Source organism: Limnoraphis robusta BA-68 BA1 (assembly GCF_034932365.1).
In the GTDB taxonomy this organism is placed as follows: domain Bacteria; phylum Cyanobacteriota; class Cyanobacteriia; order Cyanobacteriales; family Microcoleaceae; genus Capilliphycus; species Capilliphycus robustus.
Map to the genome: position 1 here is coordinate 119453 of NZ_JAYGHR010000006.1, position 22702 is coordinate 142154.

The following is a 22702-nucleotide window of genomic DNA, read 5'->3' on the forward strand; positions in this document are numbered from 1 at the left end:
CCATAACACGCATTAATCAACCGGAGATGATATTATCAGCAGATGAGAGACGTTCGAGATGAACGCCTCTACAAGTAGTCTTCTAGATTTGAATGAATGGATCTTCAGCGATGAAATCAGAAGCATCTACCCCACTGAGAATGGCGAGTACATTGCCTCCTAGACTGATTTCTGTATTGTTTCCATTCGCAGTAATAGACAGTTGGTCGGCGGTAATTTCCTCCGCTAAACCAATCAAATCGATCCCCAGTTCAAAGTCAACAATAGTATCAATTCCTTCACCTTCGGCGAGGACAAACGTATCCACTCCTTCACCGCCAGATGAGTCATCCCCAGTCAGGGTATCATTGCCTAAACCGCCTCGCAGTAGATCATCGCCATCATCACCAAAAAGTTGATCCTCTCCTTCACCGCCGAAGAGTTCGTCATTACCGCCTTTACCGCCAATTCGATCATCACCTGAACCCCCAATTAGGGTATCATTACCGCCATCTGAACCACCAGGAGAACGATCATTTAAGTCCCCTCGGATGATATCTGCACCGTCACCTCCCTCAATTAGGTCATTACCCAAGTCACCCGCCAGAACATCATCACCCTCTAAACCTTCGATAACGTCGTCTTCTGTGCTTCCAACCAGGGAATCATCTCCGCTCGTTCCGACTAATACATCATCATCACCATCATCATCATCATCATCATCATCGCTGTTGTCTGCTTGATTGATCAATACCGAGACTTCTTGAATGAAGGAGGAATTAGGTTGCGCCAAGTCTAGATTACCGTCTCCGTTGAAATCAGCCAAGGCAAACGAACCAAAACCGTTCCGTTGGAATGGAGAATTCTCGGCAGGATTCAAATTCCCTTGCTCATCTCCCAGTAACACGGTAATCTGGTTACTCGAAGAATAATCAACAAAAATATAGGAATTGAGTGCGGCATCGAACTGACCATCACCGTTGAAATCGCCTACAATGAGATCATTGACTGATTGATTGAGTTCAATCGTTTGTTGAAGTTCTAAATTCCCCGTTCCATCTCCTAAAAAGACTTCCAGGCTATCTTCAAACAAGAAGGAGTTATTGGGATCAGCTTCACTGGTGACCGCTAACAGGTCAAGATTTCCATCACCATCAATATCTGCCGATTTGAAGAATTTGGGATTTTCGACATTAACATCACGACTTCCACTAAATTCGCCCTCACCAGTTCCAAACAGCACTGAAGTTTGAAGATCAAAACTGTAAGAATTGTAGGAACTTCGCTCAACTACGAGGTCAAAATTACCGTCTCCATTAAAGTCACCCACTGTGGATGGTTTTCCAGATAAGACTTCAATGGGAGTGCTAGGTGAGTTCAACTCTCCGGTTCCATCTCCTAACAGTACCGAAGATCGGTTGACAGAATTACCCGACTCAGAATTATAGACAGAATATTCCTTAAGCAGGACATCAAGGTTACCATCGCCGTTGAAATCTACCACATCAATTTCATTGGGAAATTGGAAGTCTTGATCAAGAGGAATACTGCTACTTTCTTCAAATTCTCCGTTGCCATTACCTGACAATATTTGGATGCTGAAATTTCCAGAAAAACCATTGACAACTACGAGGTCAGATATACCATCGCTATTAAGATCTCCGGCTGCAACTTGATTGATATTTTCAAGTTCAATCTGCGTACCTGGGGCAAAATCTCCTTGTTCGTCTCCGAACAAAATATCCACAGTTTGTTTGAACAAAGAGGTGGAGATTTCGAGATCTTCTAACCCATCGTTGTTGGCATCGGCGACGATAACGTTGTTAATATTTTCTCCCAGATCAACACCTTGATCTAAGCTAAAATCTCCGGCTCCATCTCCTAATAGTAATGAGAGTGTACTCTGACTACTATAAGTATAGTTATCAAAGTTAGATACAGTTGTCTGAACGGCTAAGTCGAGATTACTATCTCCGTCAAAGTTTCCAGTTTTGAAAATTCCGGAAAACCCATCAAACTGAGTTGTAAAGCTGGCATCCGATGAGAATTCTCCGGACTCATCTCCTAGAAATACGGAGACGTTTGTTTTATTGGTAAACGAGGTGTCATCAAAGATTGTCTCAACAACGGTTTTGTCTACCGAACCATCGTTGTTAAAATCTGCGAAAAGAGTTGGAATGAAATTGTCAATTTCAAAGGGAGATCCGGGTACGGGATTAAAGCCATTCTCATCCCTCAATAACACTTCAACCTGCGAGGGGAAAAAGGAAAAATTTTGGATTTGCAGATCGCTTAAGCCATCATTATTTACATCAGCAACCGTAACATTGCCAACATTTTCTCCCAAATCAACACCTTGATCTAAGCTAAAATCTCCTTCTCCATCTCCTAATAACAATGAGAGTGTACTCTGACTACTATAAGTATAGTTATCAAAGTTAGATACAGTTGTCTGAACGGCTAAGTCGAGATTACCATCTCCGTCAAAGTTTCCAGTTTTGAAAATTCCGGAAAACCCATCAAACTTAGTTGTAAAGCTGGCATCCGATGTGAATTCTCCGGACTCATCTCCTAGAAATACGGAGACGTTTGTTTTATTGGTAAACGAGGTGTCATCAAAGATTGTCTCAACAACGGTTTTGTCTAGCGAACCATCATTGTTTAAATCTGCGAAAAGAGTTGGAATGAAATTGACAATTTGAAAGGGAGATCCGGGTGCTGGATCAAATGTGACCACACTATTGTTAGACGCTTGGAGCATAATTAATTACCTCTGGTTATGAAAGCGTATTTGTTCTGTACGAATTTAGCAACCTACATTCGTACAGCAATTTTTTACCAAATTTACCAAAAGCATTAGAGATTAAGGTACCTTTAAATCTCTAATACTTTGCATTGGATACTTTTAAGCTGCTATGTGTTGAGCCGCTTTATCGACAAAATCATCACTAATCTTTTGTTCTGTTACAGCATGAGCAAGGGCAATGGTTACAGAGTAGATTAGAACTCAAGCTGTATATCATCCATGAGTCAACTTTATTCACCTCTAACTTCAAAGTAAATTACCTTTACTGAATCTTCAAAAATGAGCAAGATGAACTTTGAACAACAGCTTTTAATGTAGAGCAGACCCTTAAAATTCCAGTTTTTACTGCAATTTTTACTATTACCATACTAGGAAACCTTTCATCCACTTACCAGTCACAGAAATGAGCGGCTTGACATTATTCTACATTTATGCTTAGACTCTTGAATTGTCGTTGAAGAGCAGGGGAAGTGAACAGTTATATCCGGTTGAACAGTTATAAATAACGGAGGAGTCACCGAGTCACCGAGACAGGAGACAGGAGACAGGAGACAGGAGACAGGAGACAGGAGACAGGAGACAGGAGACAGGAGTCACCGAGTCACCGAGACACCGAGACAGGAGTCACCGAGTCACCGAGTCAGGAAAAAACTGATAACTGAAAACACTGGTAACAGGTAACAGTTGACTGATAACTGAAAACACTGGTAACAGATAACTGATAACTGATAACTGTAAAAACTGATAACTGTATAACTGATAACTGATAACTGTAATGAACCCGCCCCTTTGAGCGGATTATTGATTATTATCGGCAGATGAGAGACGTTCGAGATGAACGCCTCTACAGGTAGTCTTCTAGATTTGAATGAATGGATCTTCAACGATGAAATCAGGAGTATCTACCCCATTGAGAATGGCGAGTACATTGCCTCCTAGACTGATTTCTGTATTGTTTCCATTCGCAGTAATAGACAGTTGGTCGGCGGTAATTTCCTCCGCTAAACCAATCAAATCGATCCCCAGTTCAAAGTCAACAATAGTATCAATTCCTTCACCTTCGGCGAGGACAAACGTATCCACTCCTTCACCGCCAGATGAGTCATCCCCAGTCAGGGTATCATTGCCTAGACCGCCTCGCAATAGATCATCGCCATCATCACCAAAAAGTTGATCCTCTCCTTCACCGCCGAAGAGTTCGTCATTACCGCCTTTACCGCCCACTTGATCATTACCTGAACCCCCAATTAGGGTATCATTACCGCCGTCTGAACCACCAGGAGAACGATCATTTAAGTCCCCTCGGATGAGATCTGCACCGTCACCCCCGGAGATCAGGTCATTACCCAAGTCACCCGCTAAAACATCATCACCCTCTAAACCTTCGATAACGTCGTCTTCTGTGCTTCCAACCAGGGAATCATCTCCGCTCGTTCCGACTAATACATCATCATCACTATCATCATCATCATCATCATCATCATCATCGCTGTTGTCTCCTTGATTAAGCAATACCGAGATTTCTTGAGTGTAGGAGGAATTAGGTTGCGCCAAGTCTAGATTACCGTCTCCGTTGAAATCAGCCAAGGCAAACGAACCAAAACCGTACCGTTGGAATGGAGAGTTTTCGGCCGGATTCAAATTCCCTTGCTCATCTCCCAGTAACACAGTAATCTGACTATTCGAATAATAATCAACAAAATTATAGGAATTCACTGCGGCATCGAACTGACCATCACCGTTGAAATCGCCTACAATTAGATCACTAACTGATTCATTTAGGGCGATGGTTTGTTGAAGTTCTAAATTACCCGTTCCATCTCCTAAAAAGACTTCCAGGCTATCTTCAAACAAGAAGGAGTTATTGGGATCAGCTTCACTGGTGACCGCTAACAGGTCAAGATTTCCATCACCATCAATATCTGCCGATTTGAAGAATTTGGGATTTTCGACATTAACATCACGACTTCCACTAAATTCGCCCTCACCAGTTCCAAACAGCACTGAAGTTTGAAGATCAAAACTGTAAGAATTGTAGGAATTTCGCTCAGTTACGAGGTCAAAGTTACCGTCTCCATTAAAGTCACCCACTGTGGATGGTTTTCCAGATAAGACTTCAATTGGAGTGCTAGGTGAGTTAAACTCTCCGGTTCCATCTCCCAACAGTACCGAAGAACGGTTGACCGAACTATTCGCAGGAAAATAAAAGCCATTATCTTCCTTTACAACGATATCAAGACTACCATCGCCATTGAGATCGACAACATCAATCTCATTGAGATATTGAAAGTCTTCATTCAGAGGAATACTGCTACCTTCTTCAAATTCTCCGTTGCCATTACCTGACAATATTTGGATGCTGCGATTTCCTGGAAAACCATCAATAACAACTAGGTCGGGTATGCCATCGCTATCGACATCTCCGGCTGCAACCGGACTGGAATCTTCCAGTTCAATCTCCGTACCTGGGGCAAAATTTCCTTGTTCGTCTCCGAACAAAATATCAAGACTGGCGTTGAAAGAAGAGGTGGAAATTTCGAGATCTTCTAACCCATCGTTGTTGGCATCGGCGACGATAACGTTGTTAACATTTTCTCCCAGATCAACATTTTGATCTAAGCTAAAATCTCCTTCTCCATTTCCTAATAGTAATGAGAGTGTACTCTGACTACTGGAGGTATAGTTATCATAGTTAAATACAGTTGTTTGAACGGCTAAGTCGAGATTACCATCTCCGTCAAAGTTTCCAGTTTTTAGAGTTCCGGCAAACCCATCAAACTGAGTTGTAAAGCTGGCATCCGATGAGAATTCTCCGGACTCATCTCCTAGAAATACGGAGACGTTTGTTTTATTGGTAAACGAGGTTTGATCGAAGATTGTCTCAGTAATGGCTTTGTCTACCGAACCATCGTTGTTGAAATCTGCGAAACTAATCGGATTGAAATTGTCAATTTCAAAGGGAGATCCGGGTACGGGATTAAAGCCATTCTCATCCCTCAATAACACTTCAACAGTGCTACTTTCTGGAAAGGGCAGTGACCGTTCAGAAGGAATCTCTACAGGTAAAGGATCATCGCCTGAAATCGGTTCTGCCGGAGGGTCTACCACTGGGGAAGGCAAGAGAGGAAAGACGGGAAACTCTTGGATTTGGAGATCGCTTAAGCCATCATTATTTACATCAGCAACCATAATATTGCTAGCATCTTCTCCCAGATCAACTTCTTGATCTAAGCTAAAATCTCCGTCCCCATTTCCTAATAACAATGTGAGTGTATTCTGATTAGAATAAATATCGGAATCTGAGTTCAATACATTTCTTTGAAGGGCTAAGTCGAGATTACCATCTCCGTCAAAGTTCCCGGTTTGGATAGTTTGACCAAACCCATCCAACTCAGTTGTAAAGCTGGAATTCGATGAGAATTCTCCTAATTCATCTCCTAGAAATACAGAGACATTTGTTGTGTTATTAGAGGAGATTTCATCAAAGCTTGTCTCCGCAACGGCTTTGTCTACCGAACCATCATTGTTAAAATCTGCGAAACTAATCGGATTGAAATTGTCAATTTCAAAGGGAGATCCGGGTACGGGAGAAAATGTGACCACACTATTGTTAGAGGCTTGGAGCATAATTGAATACTCTCTGGTTATGAAGTAATGTTTGTTGGGTCTAGAAAATGGGCGTAACACTTGATAGTTCAAGTGTAGAAAATTTTCTGATAAGTAGTTGCCAATTTGCCTGAAATTGTGTGACCTTTTGTAACTTTATCACCGGGCAGATGAGAGAGTCAAATTGGCCTCCAAAATTGATTTATTATTCAAGTTTTTGAGGAAAGACAATTTCCAACAGACTCAACCTCATCCAGCCATTTAAACTACTGCAAATAATACATTTTCCAGTTGTTTGAGTGCCTCATCTAAGTCATCATTGACGAGTTCAAAATCAAATTCCTGGGCTGCGTTAATTTCTTCTGCTGCTCGTTTTAAACGACGGGCGATCGCTTCATCGGAATCTTGACCCCGACTTCGTAGCCGACGTTCTAATTCTAACATCGAAGGCGGCTGAATAAAGATTTGTTGGGCTTGGGGAAATCGTTCTCGAATTTGTCTAGCCCCAATTAACTCAATTTCCAATAATACCGACTCTCCGGCTTCAATTCGTTTTTGAACCGGATACAGAGGAGTGCCATAATAATTTCCCGCAAATTCTGCCCATTCTAGCAACTCTCCATTCTGCACCATCTCTTCAAACCGACTACGATCAACAAAATAATAATGTTTGCCCTCGACTTCACCAGGACGGGGGGAACGAGTAGTTACAGAAACCGACAGATGAAGTTCACGATGGCGTTGCAAAAGTTCGCGGACTAGAGTCCCTTTGCCCACGCCACTCGGCCCAGTAATTACAATTAACCTACCTTTAGATACCATGTCATTCTCGCTATTATTCAGCAAATCTCAGGGGTTCGAGGGATGAACCTTGAAAATATTTTGTTATTATTACACTGTCCAACTGAAAAATAACCATCAATTTATATCTGAGTGCAGTCACTTAGTCGATTTCACACCGTCGAATCTTCTTTATTGACGACAAATCGATGAGCAACTGTTTCCGGTTGGATAGCAGAAAGGATAACATGACTAGAATCTGTAATAATTACAGCCCGAGTTCGACGGCCATAGGTGGCATCAATTAATTGTCCTCGATCCCGTGCATCTGTGATGATACGCTTGATCGGAGCAGATTCAGGACTAACAATGGCAATCACTCGGTTGGCAGAGACAATATTACCAAAACCGATATTAATAAGCTGAATATCCATGTAAAGCCTGGGAATAGGGATCGCAGAGGTTTTAAACTCTTAATTTAATGATAAAGAGATTTTTTTAGACTTACAAGGCAAAATCTGACTCAAAATACCGATTTTAGGTGTAACTACGGGGTTGAATATTTTTTTAGACTTTGATACCCGATCTGATCGGAAAATGTTTTTTAGGGTTTGAATTATTTTTTCTCCGCATGAATATAGTCAATAAAGTAAAACTGGGGTTCTAACCCATATTTCAGCCCCGCGTAAATTCCTAAACTGGCTAAGGCGGTTATAACTAACGGTAAACCTACTGTTAAACGCCAATGATCGGGTAAAATAGCTGCACTCGAAAGGGCGATCGCAAAATAAACAATTAATCCAATTTGCCAGCGTTTAACCGCTTTTAATGCGCCTCGGCAACTGCTACAATGTTGAGTATGTTGGTGATAGCGATCTAAAATTTCTCGTCGGGTTTTAGGAAGTGATAAAGTTTCCGCCTGAGAAATCCCGACTTCTTCCCAGGGTAATTTTCCTTGACTATATTGATCGAACCATTTGCGAAATTCTATCACTAAATGGTCAGCTTCTGTAGGGAGTTTATAAGCGGTTTTCCAACTTTCGGTTTGCTGTTTTTGTTGGAGAAAACGTTCCTGTTGATGTAAAAATATCATATCTCCATCTAAAACTAAGTTTCGAGTTTTGATATGAGTCCACCAACGAGGAATAATTCGATGCAGGGTTTTAGCAAAGTTGCGGGGAAATTGGGCAACAATTCTCGATTTTCCGGGAGAAACGGGAAGACAATAAGTCACTAAACCGACTTGTTTTCCATCGGTTCCAAATTCGATAGCATATTCCAAACGACAAGGCGCTTCAAACGTAATGGTTGTATTAAAACGTCCTTGGGTTTTGGCTTCTATTAAACTTGCTGTAGATTGAATAATTTTAATCGGAATGGGTATCGCTTGATTACGATTTCCTTGTACTCCATGATGGGCAAAAGGAACATGACTGGGATCAGCTACATTTTCAACTAAGGTTTGCCAATCATATTCTAAATCCCGCACGTAAGATGACCAAACAAAGCCTTGACTCGCATCAATTTGAGGGGATAAAGGTAATGGAGTATTTGCAGCTTGTTCACTTGAATTTGGATCAGCCCAAACCCAAAGCAGATCATTGGCTTCTTGGGTGGGAAATTTTCTAACACAAAAATTTTGTTTGTTTTTACTAATAATTTCTGGCTTTTCCGCTTGAGGAATAGTTGTACAAATCCCTTGTTCATCAAACTGCCAACCGTGATAACTACACATTAAATTGCCTGTTTTTTCATCAATTCTACCCTCACTCAACGGGGCTAAACGATGGGGACATTGATCTAAAAATACTTGATAAGTTTGACTCGATTTTGGCTTCCAAATGACTAAATTTAGTCCCAACAGTGTAACAGGAGTCGGTCTTTCCGGATCAAGATCTTCAACAGGTGAGAGAGGATACCAGTTTTGAAAAAAATTAAATTTAGAAGACATCTTTTTTGATCGTGAGCAGTATTGTGGGGGCGGGTTTAAACAGTGAACAGCGCAAACTTGCGGCCCGGCGGTTTCCGCCGAGAGCAAAGTTTGTAAGAGAGTGACCAGTGACCAGTAACCAGTAACCAGTGAACAGTAACCTGTTACCAGTGAACAGTAACCAGTGATAACTGTAAAAACTGGTCACTGTAAACTGTAAAAACTGGTCACTGATAACTGTAAACTGTAAACTGTAATGAACCCGCCCCTACAACAAGCCCTGAACACCAATCAATCAGTTAATTAATCAGAAATTAGGCAATGCTAAAATGTTCTTTGAGCTTGTCTTCTTGTTCTTGAGATAGATTAGATTGAATCAATTCAGTTTGCTCTCCTGTCATCGCATCCAGAACTTTATCAACCGTTGCTTTTTCGCTCATTAAAAACAGCGCAGAAGTTCCTTCTGTAACTTTTGAGCGCACATCTTTAATAAAATCATCGTTGATGCCATAATCACTAAAATGACCACTCAAAGCACCCGCTAAAGCACCCATTGCCATCCCCAGAATTGGCACAAAAAAGATTAATCCAAACAGCATTCCCCAAAACGCGCCATCTAATGCACTCAAACTGGTTATATCAACAGCTTGTTTGGTTTTGGGTTTCTTTTTTCCTTCAGGCCAAGTGACAACTGCCGCATCTACAATGGTGATTAAATGTTGCTTTTGCAACTCTTTTAACTTCGCTAAAGCATTCTCTGCGCCATCAGGGCTGTTAAATTTCCAAACCGTTAAATTAGCCATGATTAGTTTCCCCTGAATTCAGTTATTAATGTTAAGCTCTAACGACCGCATTATACCACGATCAGGGGACGTGAGAAAACTTTTCTGACTGACTCCTGAAACAGAAAGAATAACAACCACAATAGACCCAGAGAAAAGTCAAGAGTAAATCTTTGTGTCTTTGTGTCGATCGTGGTGAGTTTCCTGCCCCCAAAACGACTTAAAAATCGATACTCATCGGGGTTCGAGGGAAGGGAATCACATCGCGAATATTAGCCATTCCCGTCATAAATTGTACCACTCGTTCAAAGCCTAAACCAAATCCCGCATGAGGAACAGTACCATATTTTCGTAAATCTAAATACCACCAAAGTTCTTCAGAGTTTACGTCCATTTCCGCCATGCGATTTTCGAGAACATCTAAGCGTTCTTCCCGTTGAGAACCGCCAATAATTTCGCCTATTTTCGGGGCTAATACATCCATCGCCCTAACGGTTTTTCCATCTTCATTTAACCGCATATAAAAAGCTTTGATGTCTTTCGGATAATCCGTAACAATTACAGGCTTTTTAAACAAGTCTTCGGCGAGATAGCGTTCATGTTCGGATTGTAAATCTAAACCCCAACTCACGGGAAATTCAAAGGTCTTATCTGCCTTTTCTAAAAGTTTAATCGCTTCAGTATAGGTCAAGCGCTCAAACTGATTATTGATGATATTGTCAGCAGTTTCTAATACGCTTTTATCAATGCGTTCGTTAAAAAATTCCATATCTTCGGGGCATTTTTCCAACACAAACTTAAAGATGTATTTTAAGAAAGATTCAGCTAAATCCATATCCCCTTCTAAATCACAAAATGCCATTTCCGGTTCAATCATCCAAAATTCAGCTAAATGGCGAGAAGTGTTAGAATTTTCAGCCCGAAAAGTCGGCCCAAACGTGTAAACATTTCCAAACGCCATCGCCATAATTTCGGCTTGTAACTGACCACTAACCGTTAAAAAAGCAGGCTTTCCAAAAAAGTCTTTGCTAAAATCAACATCCTTTGATTCAGTTAAGGGTAAATTATTTAAATCCAAACTGGTAACGCCAAACATTTCCCCTGCACCTTCACAGTCACTGGCGGTAATAATCGGAGTATGAATCCATAAAAAACCCCGTTCTTGAAAAAATTGATGAACCGCCGCAGAACAAGCATTTCTCACCCGAAAAACAGCACCATAAGTATTCGTTCGTGGGCGTAAATGAGCAATCGTTCGTAAAAATTCAAAAGAGTGACGCTTTTTCTGTAAAACGTAGGTTTGAGGGTCAGCATCGCCATAAATCATAACAGAATTGGCTTTCAATTCAAGGCGTTGTCCTTTGGCGGGAGATTCAACCAACGTTCCCACAATCTCAATAGACGCACCTGTGTTAAGCTGTTTGAGAATATCTTGATAGTTTTCTAAATCGGCATTGAGTACCACTTGTAAATTTGCCATCGCAGAACCATCATTGACTTCAGCAAAAGCAAATTCTTTAAACTCCCGTTTGGTTCGAACCCACCCTTGAACCGTTACAACTTCATCAGGTTCACCACTTCTGAGTATTTCTGCAATACGTCGCGTCGTCATACAAGTTCTATCCTTAAACTGACCCATTTCTTCTACTTCCTACAATTTTGACACTCCCTCGGCATTTTTCACGGTAGATTCTTCCCCATAACCTCTTACAAGATTGCCTATTCCCTATCCCCTATCCCCTGGTCACTGTAAACTGTAAACTGTATCCCCTATCCCCTGGTCACTGTAAACTGGTAACTGTCTTCACTGATAACTGGTCACTGTAAACTGTAAACTGTATCCCCTATCCCCTGGTCACTGTAAACTGGTAACTGTCTTCACTGATAACTGGTCACTGTAAACTGTAAACTGTATCCCCTATCCCCTGGTCACTGATAACTGGTAACTGTCTTCACTGATAACTGGTCACTGTAAACTGTAAACTGTCCCCTATTCCCTCTTGCCTCTTTATTGGTACAATCAAAGATTATCGATTTCAATCTCTGTTTAGAAGTGTAGGAGACCGATTCAATGCCACAGGCAGTTGGCGTTATTCAAACCCTTGGCTTTCCTGGTGTGCTAGCTGCGGCTGATGCAATGGTTAAAGCAGGACGAGTGACTTTGGTGTACTATGGGTTAGCCGAACGGGGTGAGTTTATGGTTGCGATTCGGGGAGGAGTTTCTGAAGTGAAACCTGCAATGGAAGCTGGAATTAGAGCGGCTGAGAACACCTTTGGTTGTACAATTATCACTCACTACACCATTCCCAATCCTCCCGAAAACTTGGAAGCTGTTCTTCCCATTGCATATAGCGAAGAAAGTGAACCTTTCCGGGTTTAATCTTGAACAGATTAGCGATACTGAAGCTTAACATAACTTTGATTTAAACGAGACGGTCGCCAATCTTCCTAAAATCAATCTAGTCTAACTCCATCACATTTGCATTCATTCATTCAGGAGAACTTCCATGTCACAACAAGCCGTTGGCGCCCTCGAAACGAAGGGATTTCCGGGAATTCTGGCCGCCTCCGATGCGATGGTTAAAGCAGGCCGTGTTACATTAGTCGGTTATATTCGAGCCGGGAGTGCGCGTTTCACCGTAATGATTCGGGGGGATGTCTCCGAAGTTAAGACGGCTATGGATGCCGGAATAGCGGCAGTAGAAAAGGTGTACGGGGGTGCATTGGAAACCTGGGTGATTATTCCTCGTCCCCATGAAAACGTAGTTGCCATTTTACCGATTGATTTTAGCGAGGAAGTTGAACAATATCGAGCCGCCGCAGAAGGCTTAACACTTCCGGGAATGCCTAACCGTCGATAGAAAACTGGGGTATGGGGACAATAATATCGAGTCTGCAATCAGAAATGTGAATCTTAAAAAATCTGGGACAGCAGTTTTGGTAGAGGTTTGAGTGACGCGCGAGAACTTCTGAAGTCAATTTGTTTGTTTGTTTTCTGATTATTTTTTGGTCAATGTCCCTGTCCCCTCTTTCCTTAGCAAGTTGCGAGTTTGTTTAGATCCTCGCTAGCATAGAACGGGTTGACATATCGATCACCTTTAGAGAGGAATTCTGAGAATATGAATTTACTTGAGAAAATGTTTGGTGTTCAGGAGACCGATCACCGAATATCATTATCTCCGGCTGAAGCGTTTGCCGCAATAGCTGTCGCTGCCATCGCTGCTGATGGTTATCTCTCCAATCAGGAACGTCATCGCATTGTCGAGGTATTACTCCAAGTCTATCTGTTTCAAGGATACTCAGAGCAACGTTTGACGGAACTGCTAGAAAAGTTGTTTAACTTGCTTTCAACGCGAGGAATTGATCCTTTAGTGGCGATCGCCCGAGAGTCTTTACCCGCAGAATTGCAAGAAACAGCATTTACTGTCGCTGTTGACTTGGTTTTGATTGATGGCGAGTTATCCCCCCAGGAAAAAAGCTTTTTAGTGCGTCTGTGGAATATCATGGATATCCCCGTCGAAACCGCTTCTCAAATTTTGGATCTCAAAGTTGAGGAGTATAACGCCATTGAAATTGCCCATCAGAGTTAACTCACCTGTCTACCGTCTAAAATTTGCTGATAGGCAAGGATGGTTTGTTGAGCGATCGCATCCCAACTGTATTGCTGTAGAGCGAATTGTTTAGCATTTCTCCCGCGACGCTGGCGTTCCTGTTGATTTTGCAAAGCTGATCCAATCAACGTCGCGATCTCCAACTCCTCACACTCACTCACCCAACCCGCCTCTGCTTGTTTGACTTGCTCCCAAATCTGCACTCCATCTGAAATCACGACAGGTATTCCCGCTACCATTGCTTCCGCTACAGCAATACCAAAGTTTTCATAATAGGAGGGTAAAACAAATAAATCAGCCGTTTGTAATAATCTCGCTTTCTCTTCCCCAGTGACAAACCCTGTAATGGTCGTGTATTCTGCTAAAGAAGATTGTTGAATCTGGGTTTGAATTTGGGCTTCGTAGGCGGGATCTTGAGGATTCGATCCCGCTAAAACAAATTGAAACCGATGTCCGGCGGCTAACACTCGTTCTAACGCCGGAATCAGTAAATTCAACCCTTTTTTGGGTTCAATCCGCGACATGAACAAAATCACTGGAGGATTGTTGGATTCTGTGTTTTTCTCATATAGGGGAGGATTCACCCCCAAGGGAATCACTAAATCTCGTGTAGATACCCCAAAACGTTCAGAAACTTCTGCTTCGAGTTGACTGGTAAAATGCAGAGCCGCAGATCCGGCAATATTACCTTGTTCTAGTAGGGCTACATAAATTTTTTTTAATTGCTTTTTTTTCTGCAAATCAGCCGGATCAAGGGTTCCTAAAGGTCGCAAAATATAAGGCAAATTTCGCATTCTCGCCACCGTCGCCGCCCCACTACTGACCGGAGAAAATAAAGCGTGAATATGGGCTAAATCAAACTCGCTAGCGTGTTGCCATAACCAGTTTAATAGATTCAGGGAAAATTTATAGCGTCGAAACGGCGAACAGCGAAAATAACGCACGGTGTAACCATTTTCACGAACAGGTTGATTGAGGGGAACATCTAAAGGCGGTTGACCAATATCCCCATTAGAATCTGTCGTTAAAATGGTTACATCAACCCCTTGCGTCGCCAACGCTGCCGACAGTCCCCGCACCATCTGACTAGGGCCACCATAAACTAACGCAATAGAAGGAACAATTTGAAGAATCCGCATTTTACAGTTATCAGTTATCAGTGACCTGTTACCAATAAAAAACAGGTTTAAAGCCCCGTCGTTCACGACGGATTATTGTATGGTACAATAACTTATCGTGGTGCGACAATGATAAACATGATTGTCTATGAAATGAAGCTACAAGGAACAAAAGCCCAGTACAAAAGGTTAGACGAAGCTATCCGTACTGGTAGGTTTGTTCGCAACAGCATCATTAAAGCATGGATAGACGGTCAAATCAAAAGTCGTAACGATGCTTATACCTACTGCAAACTACTGTCAGACAACCCGAGTTTTCCCTGGGTAAACCAACTCAATTCTATGGCTCGACAAGCCCACGCAGAAAGAGCATGGGCATCCATTTAAAAACGGATAGAGAAGCGGAAGAACGGATTAACTTAACTGTAAAACCCATAGATCTTGGCATCTCACAGATAGCTTAATCCGTTAAATCCTTATCCTATCTGTTTTAAATTGAGAGGTTCTATAAGAATTGTCGGCAAAAAATATCCGGTAGAAAAGGATTCCCAAAGTTTAAAAAATCTCAAGTCAGAGCATCTGTTGAATACAAAACATCGGGATGGAAACTTTCAGAAGATAGACGCTATTTAACGTTTTCTGATAAGTTTCAAGCAGGTACATTTAAACTTTGGGGTAGCCGAGATTTACACTTCTATCAACTCCAACAAATTAAACGAGTTAGAGTGATTAGAAGACACGATGGGTATTATGCTCAATTTTTGATAGACCATGAAAGGGAGGAAAACAAAGAACTCAGCAACAAACAAACAGGGCTTGATGTAGGTCTTAACTATTTCTACACAGATTCCACCGGGATACAGGTAGAGAATCCCCGTTTTCTAAGAAAAGATGAGCGACGAATTAAAAAGCTGCAACGTCGGTTATCTCGAACAAAAAAGGGAAGTCAAAACCGCTCAAAAGCCAGAAATCGTTTAGGTAGAAAATATCTTAAGGTTTCACGCAGGCGTAATGATTGGGTTTGTAAACAGGCCCAACACGTCATACAGTCTAACGATTTGGTAGCGATTGAAAACCTACGGATACGCAATCTAGTTAAAAATCATCATCTAGCCAAGTCAATTAACGATGCCGCTTGGTACAGATTTAGAGAATGGTTAGAGTATTTTGGGAGAATTTATGGGGTGACGGTGATTGCCGTTGAACCTGCATACACGTCTCAAAACTGCTCAAATTGTGGTGAAAAGGTTGTCAAAACTCTCAGTACGAGAACTCATAAATGTCCTCACTGTGGGTATGTAGCAGACCGAGATGAAAATGCCGCCAAAAATATTCTAAAATCTGCACTTAAACAACTATCAAATCAAGAAACGGATAAGAAATAGATTAACGGATTAACTTGACTGTAAAACGCATAAATCTAGGCTTCTCACACGTAGCTTAATCCGTTTTTCCGCTTAATATCTGTTTTTAAAATACCGTCGGGCAGACGGAAATCAACGCCTCCCGAGAGACTGATCTCTGCTTAAGTGGGGAAACCCAGTTGAGTAAGTCAACTCAACGAAAGAGGAAACCCAAACAGTGATGTTTGGAATCTCCGTTGTTTACGACGGAGAGGATGTCAACAGTATTTACAGTGAACAGTTATCAGTTATCAGTTTTTCAGATAATTCTTGAATTCTTGAACTCCTGAACTCCTGAACTTCCTGACTCCTGACTCCTGAGTCCTGACTCCATTAAAACTTAATCCGTTGTCGATGATTTGCCACAGACTGCACCAGTCCGATCGCGATAAAATTACTCAACAAAGCTGATCGACCATAACTCAGGAAAGGCAAAGGAATACCTGTAACTGGAGCTAACCCGATATTCATGCCAATATTAACAAAAACCTGAAACACGATCATACACAAAACCCCAATGGCGAGCAGGGAACCAAAGGTATCTTTTGCAGTTAAGGCGATCATCACCAAACGCCAACACAATATCCAAAAGACAACCAATACACAAACACAACCAATAAAGCCAAGTTCTTCGCCAATGGCAGAAAAAACAAAGTCGGTGTGCTGTTCTGGGATAAAGTTTAACTGGGTTTGAGTGCCTTGATAGAGTCCTCGTCCGTGCAGTTGTCCTGAACCAATGGCGATCCGGGATTGAATTAAATGATATCCTGAACCGAGGGGATCTTGTTCGGGGTTGAGAAACCCAGTCAGCCGTTGTTTTTGATAATCTTGCAGTAAACCCCAAAAGAAAGTTCCGAGTTCTCCCGCGCCTAAATTTGCCAGCAATGCCAAGGGGCCAGTCAGCCAACGGATGGGTAAACTCCACCAACCGACAAACCCCATCAATACCGCCCAAACGATCCCGGCTTGTTGATTAACTGTGAATAAAATCACTGAACCGATGGGAGCAACCAATAAAATGAGCCAACCCGGATGAACATTTCCCCAATACAACATTCCCAGGGTAATGGCACCGAAAATCAGCGAGGTTCCTAAGTTGGGTTCGATAAACACTAATCCCCAAGGCACCGCCGCGATCGCTAACATTTTGATCACATCGGGGATAGTTGGGGTCGTGCGTTCGTGTAATAAGGCCGCTAGGGTGATAATAATCCCGACTTTGGCAAATTCTGAGGGTTGGACGTGAAAGCCGCCAATATTAATCCAACGTTGCGCCCCTAAAGCGGTGGTCCCGATAATCTGTACCGCAATTAAGGCGATAATGGTGGCTACATAAATCACCCATTTCCAGTCTAATAAGCGTTCGTAACGGCATCCGGCAATCCCGATAGCGGCAACTAAACCGATACCGCCCATCAGCCAATGTTGCCACCAGTCTGTCAGACCTTGGTTGAGTTCGACACTGCGGATCATCACTCCGCCTAAGATAGTTAGACCGATCGACAGAAGAAATAGGGGATAATCAACTTGATCCCAAGCTGAAAAGGGAGTTCGCCGACGTCTTCCCAGGCGCATTTTTTCAAACATAGTTATCGGGTCGTGTTTTGCAGATGGTCGTTTTTCTATCGTTTTCAAACGCTTTCAGGCACAGTCGGGAGTCCCTGGTTGGGAATTTCTAGTTTGAGGTTGCAGTCGGTTCGTATAGGTACTCAAAGGAGTTTCCATCGAGATCTCGACCATAGAAGGAGGCGGTGCCGTCTCGGTGTTCGTGAATAGAACTTACCTCGATCCCTTGGGTTTTGAGGTGTTCATAGGCGGTTTCCATTTCGCTGCGATCGCTAAATACAAAGCCGAAATGGGCGCCTGCTTGGTCATAACCGGGACTTAGTAGGGCTAACCCATCTTCTCCGGCTTTGAGGTAGGCCCAGTCTGCATCTTTCCAAACCAACCTCATGCCCAAATTTTTATAGAATTGTGCCGCTTTGTCTATATCGTTGACACAAATGGCTACGTGGCCTAGTCGTTTTAGCTTCATGGCAATAATTGTTAACGTGCTTTTCTGGTCAACCGAACACCGCCTTTTAAAGCCGGGGCTTGCGGTTGACTCGCGAACCGAGTGAGATTATTCTACCGCCTGCTATCGAAAACTGATATAACACGGTATAAACCGTATTAATGTTTCGTTCGGTGCCTCACCCCGGACTGTCGGCAGCACCCGGTCAGACAGGCTTTTTACCAAGAAGCCCTCGGCATAACCTTCTAAATTTAGGCTGGCATTTAAATCACGGTCAACGCTTACACCGCAATTATTACAGTTAAAAACTCGTTCTTTCAGTGGCATTTCTTGAACGTGACCGCAACTTGAACAGGTCTTAGTTGACGGATAAAATCTGTCAGCAAAAACTACTACTGAGCCGTACCACTCGGACTTATACTCGACTTGGCGGCGAATTTCATAAAGAGCAGAATCGGCAATAGCACCCGCTAATTTATGATTTTTCATCATCCCAGAAACATTCAAGTCTTCTAACCCGATAACTGCGTGGTTTTTGCATAGCCATGAGGTTAGTTTGTGAATTGTATCTTTGCGAATGTTAGCCACTCTTTGATGTGCTTTTGCAAGTCTCAGTCTAGCTTTATTCCTGTTGTTAGAACCCTTCTGTTTTCTCGAGAGTTCGCGCTGAAGTCGAGCCAGATTTTTTTGAGCTTTTTTGTAAGCTCTGGGGTTGTCAAAAACAGTACCATCTGAACAGGTAGCCAATGCCTTAACTCCAACATCAACACCCAGATAAACTCTTGATTTAACAGTCTGTTCTGGCTCAAATTCGTAGGCTACAGACAGATACCAAGAATCAGCTACTCGACTAATTGTGACTCGCTTTGTGTTGATTTCAGGTAGGGGTTCATAAGTGCTGATCCATCCAATAAAAGGAAGCTTCAATTTTCTCCCTGAAAACCTCATTACTTTGCCACAATTATCAATCGTAAAGCTATCATTTCTGCCTTTTTTCTTGAACTTAGGATGTTTGGCAACGCCTTGAAAAAAGCGACTGAAAGCTTCCCCCAAGTGCATGAAGGCAAATTGATAAACCCTAGAACTTAGCGTTGACTGCCAGGGATAGTTTGGCTTAATGTGATTGGTGTAGAACTTTTTTAGCTTATTCGTTGAAGGTTTTAAACCCTGTTTGTAAGCTTCATTCCACATCGCCAAAGCCCAATTCCAGACCCACCTAGAATATCCGGCGTGGGTCGCCATTAAGGTTCTTTGACGGTTGTTAAGTTTGAGTTGGGTTTGAAAGGCTCGTTGCATAGATCTATTATCTGATCTTACAGATAGTACCGTTTTGTACCATAAATCGTCTACTAAGTTACTTCTCTATTGTGCCGCTTTGAAGTCCGACTTGCAGGTAAGTTTGGCGATCGCTTTGCTCTAAAGTGCATAAGGGGTGATCACTCAGACGTATGTTAGGGAGAATGGCTCTAAGTGTTATACGTTCATAGGTATAACCTAAACACACTCTCCCTAACGGGTTGGGTGTATTTTTTTTTGAGCGGGTTCAAACTTTTGGTCGGTTGAGCTTGTTCTTCTGTTGTGGGGCATAATGAAAGAAGACCCTCTGCATCTCAATCAATTCTGAAGAAGTGACAAGATTAGGGTTGAAAATTTAGGGTTTTGGGTAGAATTCAACTTAATTTTTACCTGGAAAATCGGCGGGTTCTATGAAGTTTTCTCTACAAAAAAAAGTTTTTTTGGGTTTTGGGCTTTCTTCTACTTTATTAATATTGGTTACTTCGAGTGGCTATGAAACCGCTAAACGATTAGCTGAAACAAAACAGTGGGAAGTTCATACCAAGCAAGTTTTAAGAGTTTTAGAAGATATTTCCGCCGATTTGTCGGATGCTGAAACGGGTCAGCGAGGCTATTTGCTCACGCAGCAAAAACGATATTTACAACCTTATAAAAATGCGATTATACAGATTGATCAAGATTTGGATATCCTCAGATCCTTGACTTTAGATAATCCGATTCAACAGCAAAATATTCAATCTTTATCGAATTTGATTGACAAAAAATTATTAGAACTGGAAACAACTATTACTCTCTCTAGAACGGTGAGTAATCAAGCCGCAATTGAATTGGTCAAAACCAATGAGGGAAAAAAATTGATGGACGGAATTCGTCAAGTTTTGCAGGAAATGAAACAAGAAGAAGAACGATTGTTTGAACAGCGTTTAAAAGTCACCGATCAAGTTATTGAAAACAGTTATATTGTTTTAGCTTTAGGAATTTTTTTTGATTTAGGATTGCTTTCTGTTCTTTATTTACTGATTTATCGGGAGATTCGTCAAAAAATTGTAGCTCAAATGGAGTTGATCGAACTTAATAAAGCCGCATTACGTTTTGTTCCTGAAAAGTTTATTGAACTTTTAAATAAACAGAGTATTCTTGAGGTTGATTTAGGCGATCAAGTTGAACGAGAAATGTCTGTATTATTTTCGGATATTCGTTCATTCACTGCCCTCAGTGAAAGTCTTTCTCCTGAAGATAATTTTAAACTCATTAATGCTTATCTCTCTCGAATGACACCTGTTATCACTGAACATCATGGCTTTATTGATAAATATATTGGCGATGCAATTATGGCTTTATTTAGCCGAAGTTCTGATGATGCAGTCAAAGCAGCAATTGCTATGTTAAAAACTTTAAATGAATATAATCAAAATCGAATAAAATCAGGCTATATTCCTCTAGAAATTGGCATTGGAATTAATACAGGAAAATTGATGTTGGGAACGGTTGGAGATTCTCATCATATGGAAGGAACAGTGATTAGTGATGCCGTTAATTTAGCCTCTAGAATTGAAGAATTAACGAAAATCTATCAAATTCCTTTATTAATTTCTGAGTCTACATTTTGTCGTCTACAATCTAAAACAGACTATGCTATTCGTTTAATTGATCGAGTTCAGGTTAAAGGACGCTCAGAATCAGTAGCAGTTTATGAAGTTTTTAATGCAGATTCGCCCGAAGATTTATCGGCTAAATTATCAAATTTATCAACATTTTCTGAAGCCGTTTCTTTATATCACCAGCAAAATTTTATTGAGGCGAGTGAAGCTTTCAAAGACTGTTATCAAACCAATCCTAATGATTTAGTGGTCAAAATATATTTAGAACGTTTTCAGCAAAATATCTTCAATCCGACAATTTCCTCTATTCCTAACTCTTATTTAATTTAATTTCAAAAGTGGATAATCTTCGGGGGGAGAGGCTGACCATTCCCACATGGAACCTGGATAATTTTTGGCTGAAAATCCTAAATCAACTAACACAGAAGTTAACCAAGCTGATCGTACACCTCCGGTACAATAGCTAACAATTTCTTTTTCGGGTGTAATGCCTTTTTCTGCTAATTGATCTAAAATGACTTGACGGGGAAGTAACATTCCGTTTTCATCCAGCCAGTCTTTATAATAAAGGTGAATCGCTTCGGGAATATGACCGCCTCGTTGTTCTCCGTAGGGCGTTTCTCCTGCATATTCTCGGGGTTCACGACTATCTATGATGACTAAATTCTGATGATTCAAATGATTTTTGATTTCCGAGCGATTAATTTCCCAGTCAGGGCGACGTTTAACTTGAAAATCTCCCTTGGGGGGTTGAGTGGGTTTGAGACTATTTTCAAGCGTTAAACCTGCTTTAACTAACGCCGCATAACCGCCATCTACCCAAACCGCTTGAGAATGACCTAAACTGCGTAACATCCAAACAATGCGACCTTCTTCACCCCATCCGGTTTTTGGGTCAATGTAGACAATAACGGGTTTATGACTAAAAATACCAATTGCTTGCAATTTTTGAGTTAAAACCTGATCATCGCTCAGTAGTTTACCGCGATCAGGTGGGTTTGGACGTGAAAAGTCCTGCCAACTGATAAAAGTTGCATCTTTTAAGCGTTCCCAGTGTAGAATCTTTAATGAACGAGCATCTAAGAGGGTTGCACCTTGTTTTAACAAGATTTTGGCTTGTTCACCACTGACAATCCATTGATGTTCAGGGATTTCAGAGGGTTGGGAATCTTGAGTAAATTTAGACCGACTCGAATGATCAAGGGCGGGAGTTCCTGGCTTTAGAGAAACAATGATGATCACAATTGCTATCAATCCTAATCCCGTCAACCCCAGAAAACCTATGGAACTGCTGAGAATGTTTGGTTTAATACCACTGAGAAGCAAGTTTTCCCCCTAAAGTTAGCTGCAAAACTAAAGAAAAAGCAAAGGAAGTCAAATGTTGATTGAGATTCCGTTAAGTTAAACTCTGGAAGAAGCCCCTCTGTAAATGTACTGTTTACTACCTCAAGATCCTCTGCTCAATGAGATAATAGCAGGACTTTGAGTTCGTTTATGCGTTCCCAAGACTCAAACAAGTTTGGAGGAGGATTCTAGTCGGATGTCAGCATGACCGAAAAAAAGCGGGATGCAAGCCTTGTTGTCAACGACGGTTAACTTACTTTCTGCACATAAATGTCTATGTGGTATAGTAATATTATACGCCAAATAAGCTAGCGTCAATGATAGTCTACGAATTCAAAGCAAAAGGGAAATCACACCAATATAAAGCAATCGATGAAGTAATCCAAACATCTCAGTTTGTTCGGAACTCATGTCTGCGGTATTGGATGGATA

16 protein-coding genes and 3 pseudogenes are annotated in these 22702 nt (G+C 41.6%); 7 read left to right on the forward strand and 12 right to left on the reverse strand.

Annotated features, from left to right (window positions below):
* Positions 1 to 82: 82 nt before the first annotated feature.
* From VB836_RS05010 to asnS, 7 genes are all read right to left on the reverse strand, one after another.
* Positions 83 to 2740, reverse strand: coding sequence for an FG-GAP-like repeat-containing protein (locus tag VB836_RS05010; RefSeq protein WP_323218290.1), 2658 nt, complete (start codon positions 2738 to 2740; stop codon positions 83 to 85).
* A 903-nt stretch (positions 2741 to 3643) separates the two neighbouring features.
* Positions 3644 to 6412 carry an FG-GAP-like repeat-containing protein gene (locus VB836_RS05015; RefSeq protein ID WP_323218291.1) on the reverse strand — a complete coding sequence of 923 codons (2769 nt, stop codon included), beginning with the start codon at positions 6410 to 6412 and terminating at the stop codon, positions 3644 to 3646.
* A gap of 240 nt (positions 6413 to 6652) precedes the next feature.
* Entirely contained in the window at positions 6653 to 7213 is a 561-nt protein-coding gene (gene gmk, locus VB836_RS05020) for a guanylate kinase (protein WP_323218292.1), read from the reverse strand.
* 131 nt (positions 7214 to 7344) lie between these two features.
* On the reverse strand, positions 7345 to 7605 hold the full coding sequence (gene remA / locus VB836_RS05025) for an extracellular matrix/biofilm regulator RemA (RefSeq protein WP_046281111.1): 261 nt from the start codon (positions 7603 to 7605) through the stop codon (positions 7345 to 7347).
* Positions 7606 to 7787: 182 nt separating this feature from the next.
* Entirely contained in the window at positions 7788 to 9122 is a 1335-nt protein-coding gene (locus VB836_RS05030; RefSeq protein ID WP_323218293.1) for an aromatic ring-hydroxylating dioxygenase subunit alpha, read from the reverse strand.
* 293 nt (positions 9123 to 9415) lie between these two features.
* Positions 9416 to 9904: a DUF1269 domain-containing protein gene (locus VB836_RS05035; RefSeq protein WP_323218294.1), complete on the reverse strand. Its 489-nt coding sequence runs from the start codon at positions 9902 to 9904 to the stop codon at positions 9416 to 9418.
* A 199-nt stretch (positions 9905 to 10103) separates the two neighbouring features.
* A complete protein-coding gene (gene asnS / locus VB836_RS05040; protein WP_323218296.1) occupies positions 10104 to 11495 on the reverse strand; it encodes an asparagine--tRNA ligase in 1392 nt (463 codons plus the stop codon).
* Positions 11496 to 11954: 459 nt separating this feature from the next.
* Between asnS and VB836_RS05045 the strand changes: the two genes are divergently transcribed.
* From VB836_RS05045 to VB836_RS05055, 3 genes are all read left to right on the forward strand, one after another.
* A complete protein-coding gene (locus VB836_RS05045) occupies positions 11955 to 12263 on the forward strand; it encodes a carbon dioxide-concentrating mechanism protein CcmK (RefSeq protein WP_046281115.1) in 309 nt (102 codons plus the stop codon).
* Positions 12264 to 12390: 127 nt separating this feature from the next.
* Positions 12391 to 12744, forward strand: coding sequence for a carbon dioxide-concentrating mechanism protein CcmK (locus VB836_RS05050; RefSeq protein WP_323218297.1), 354 nt, complete (start codon positions 12391 to 12393; stop codon positions 12742 to 12744).
* A gap of 258 nt (positions 12745 to 13002) precedes the next feature.
* On the forward strand, positions 13003 to 13473 hold the full coding sequence (locus tag VB836_RS05055) for a tellurite resistance TerB family protein (protein WP_323218298.1): 471 nt from the start codon (positions 13003 to 13005) through the stop codon (positions 13471 to 13473).
* Here the strand turns inward: VB836_RS05055 and hpsP are convergent.
* On the reverse strand, positions 13470 to 14633 hold the full coding sequence (gene hpsP / locus VB836_RS05060) for a hormogonium polysaccharide biosynthesis glycosyltransferase HpsP (RefSeq protein ID WP_323218299.1): 1164 nt from the start codon (positions 14631 to 14633) through the stop codon (positions 13470 to 13472). The two genes, VB836_RS05055 and hpsP, sit on opposite strands and share 4 nt — an antisense overlap.
* A gap of 117 nt (positions 14634 to 14750) precedes the next feature.
* On the opposite strand from hpsP, the pseudogene VB836_RS05065 reads away from it, so the two are divergent.
* A pseudogene (locus tag VB836_RS05065) lies at positions 14751 to 14993 on the forward strand (RNA-guided endonuclease TnpB family protein); the annotation flags it as partial.
* Between the two features lie 113 nt (positions 14994 to 15106).
* Positions 15107 to 15997: pseudogene (locus tag VB836_RS05070) on the forward strand (RNA-guided endonuclease InsQ/TnpB family protein); the annotation flags it as partial.
* A 351-nt stretch (positions 15998 to 16348) separates the two neighbouring features.
* Here VB836_RS05070 and rodA read toward each other — a convergent pair.
* The 3 genes from rodA to VB836_RS05085 form a co-directional block, all read right to left on the reverse strand.
* Complete coding sequence (gene rodA / locus VB836_RS05075; RefSeq protein WP_323218300.1) at positions 16349 to 17602, reverse strand: rod shape-determining protein RodA; 1254 nt, start codon at positions 17600 to 17602, stop codon at positions 16349 to 16351.
* Positions 17603 to 17690: 88 nt separating this feature from the next.
* Positions 17691 to 18050: a VOC family protein gene (locus VB836_RS05080; RefSeq protein WP_323218301.1), complete on the reverse strand. Its 360-nt coding sequence runs from the start codon at positions 18048 to 18050 to the stop codon at positions 17691 to 17693.
* Positions 18051 to 18152: 102 nt separating this feature from the next.
* Positions 18153 to 19325, reverse strand: a complete 1173-nt coding sequence (locus VB836_RS05085) for an RNA-guided endonuclease InsQ/TnpB family protein (protein ID WP_323218302.1) — start codon at positions 19323 to 19325, stop codon at positions 18153 to 18155.
* Positions 19326 to 19735: 410 nt separating this feature from the next.
* Here VB836_RS05085 and VB836_RS05090 point away from each other — a divergent pair, with 410 nt between their 5' ends.
* Positions 19736 to 21256 carry a CHASE3 domain-containing protein gene (locus VB836_RS05090; protein ID WP_323218303.1) on the forward strand — a complete coding sequence of 507 codons (1521 nt, stop codon included), beginning with the start codon at positions 19736 to 19738 and terminating at the stop codon, positions 21254 to 21256.
* Here VB836_RS05090 and VB836_RS05095 read toward each other — a convergent pair.
* Positions 21248 to 22168: a sulfurtransferase gene (locus VB836_RS05095; RefSeq protein WP_323218304.1), complete on the reverse strand. Its 921-nt coding sequence runs from the start codon at positions 22166 to 22168 to the stop codon at positions 21248 to 21250. The two genes, VB836_RS05090 and VB836_RS05095, sit on opposite strands and share 9 nt — an antisense overlap.
* A gap of 419 nt (positions 22169 to 22587) precedes the next feature.
* On the opposite strand from VB836_RS05095, the pseudogene VB836_RS30465 reads away from it, so the two are divergent.
* Positions 22588 to 22702: pseudogene (locus VB836_RS30465) on the forward strand (transposase); the annotation flags it as partial.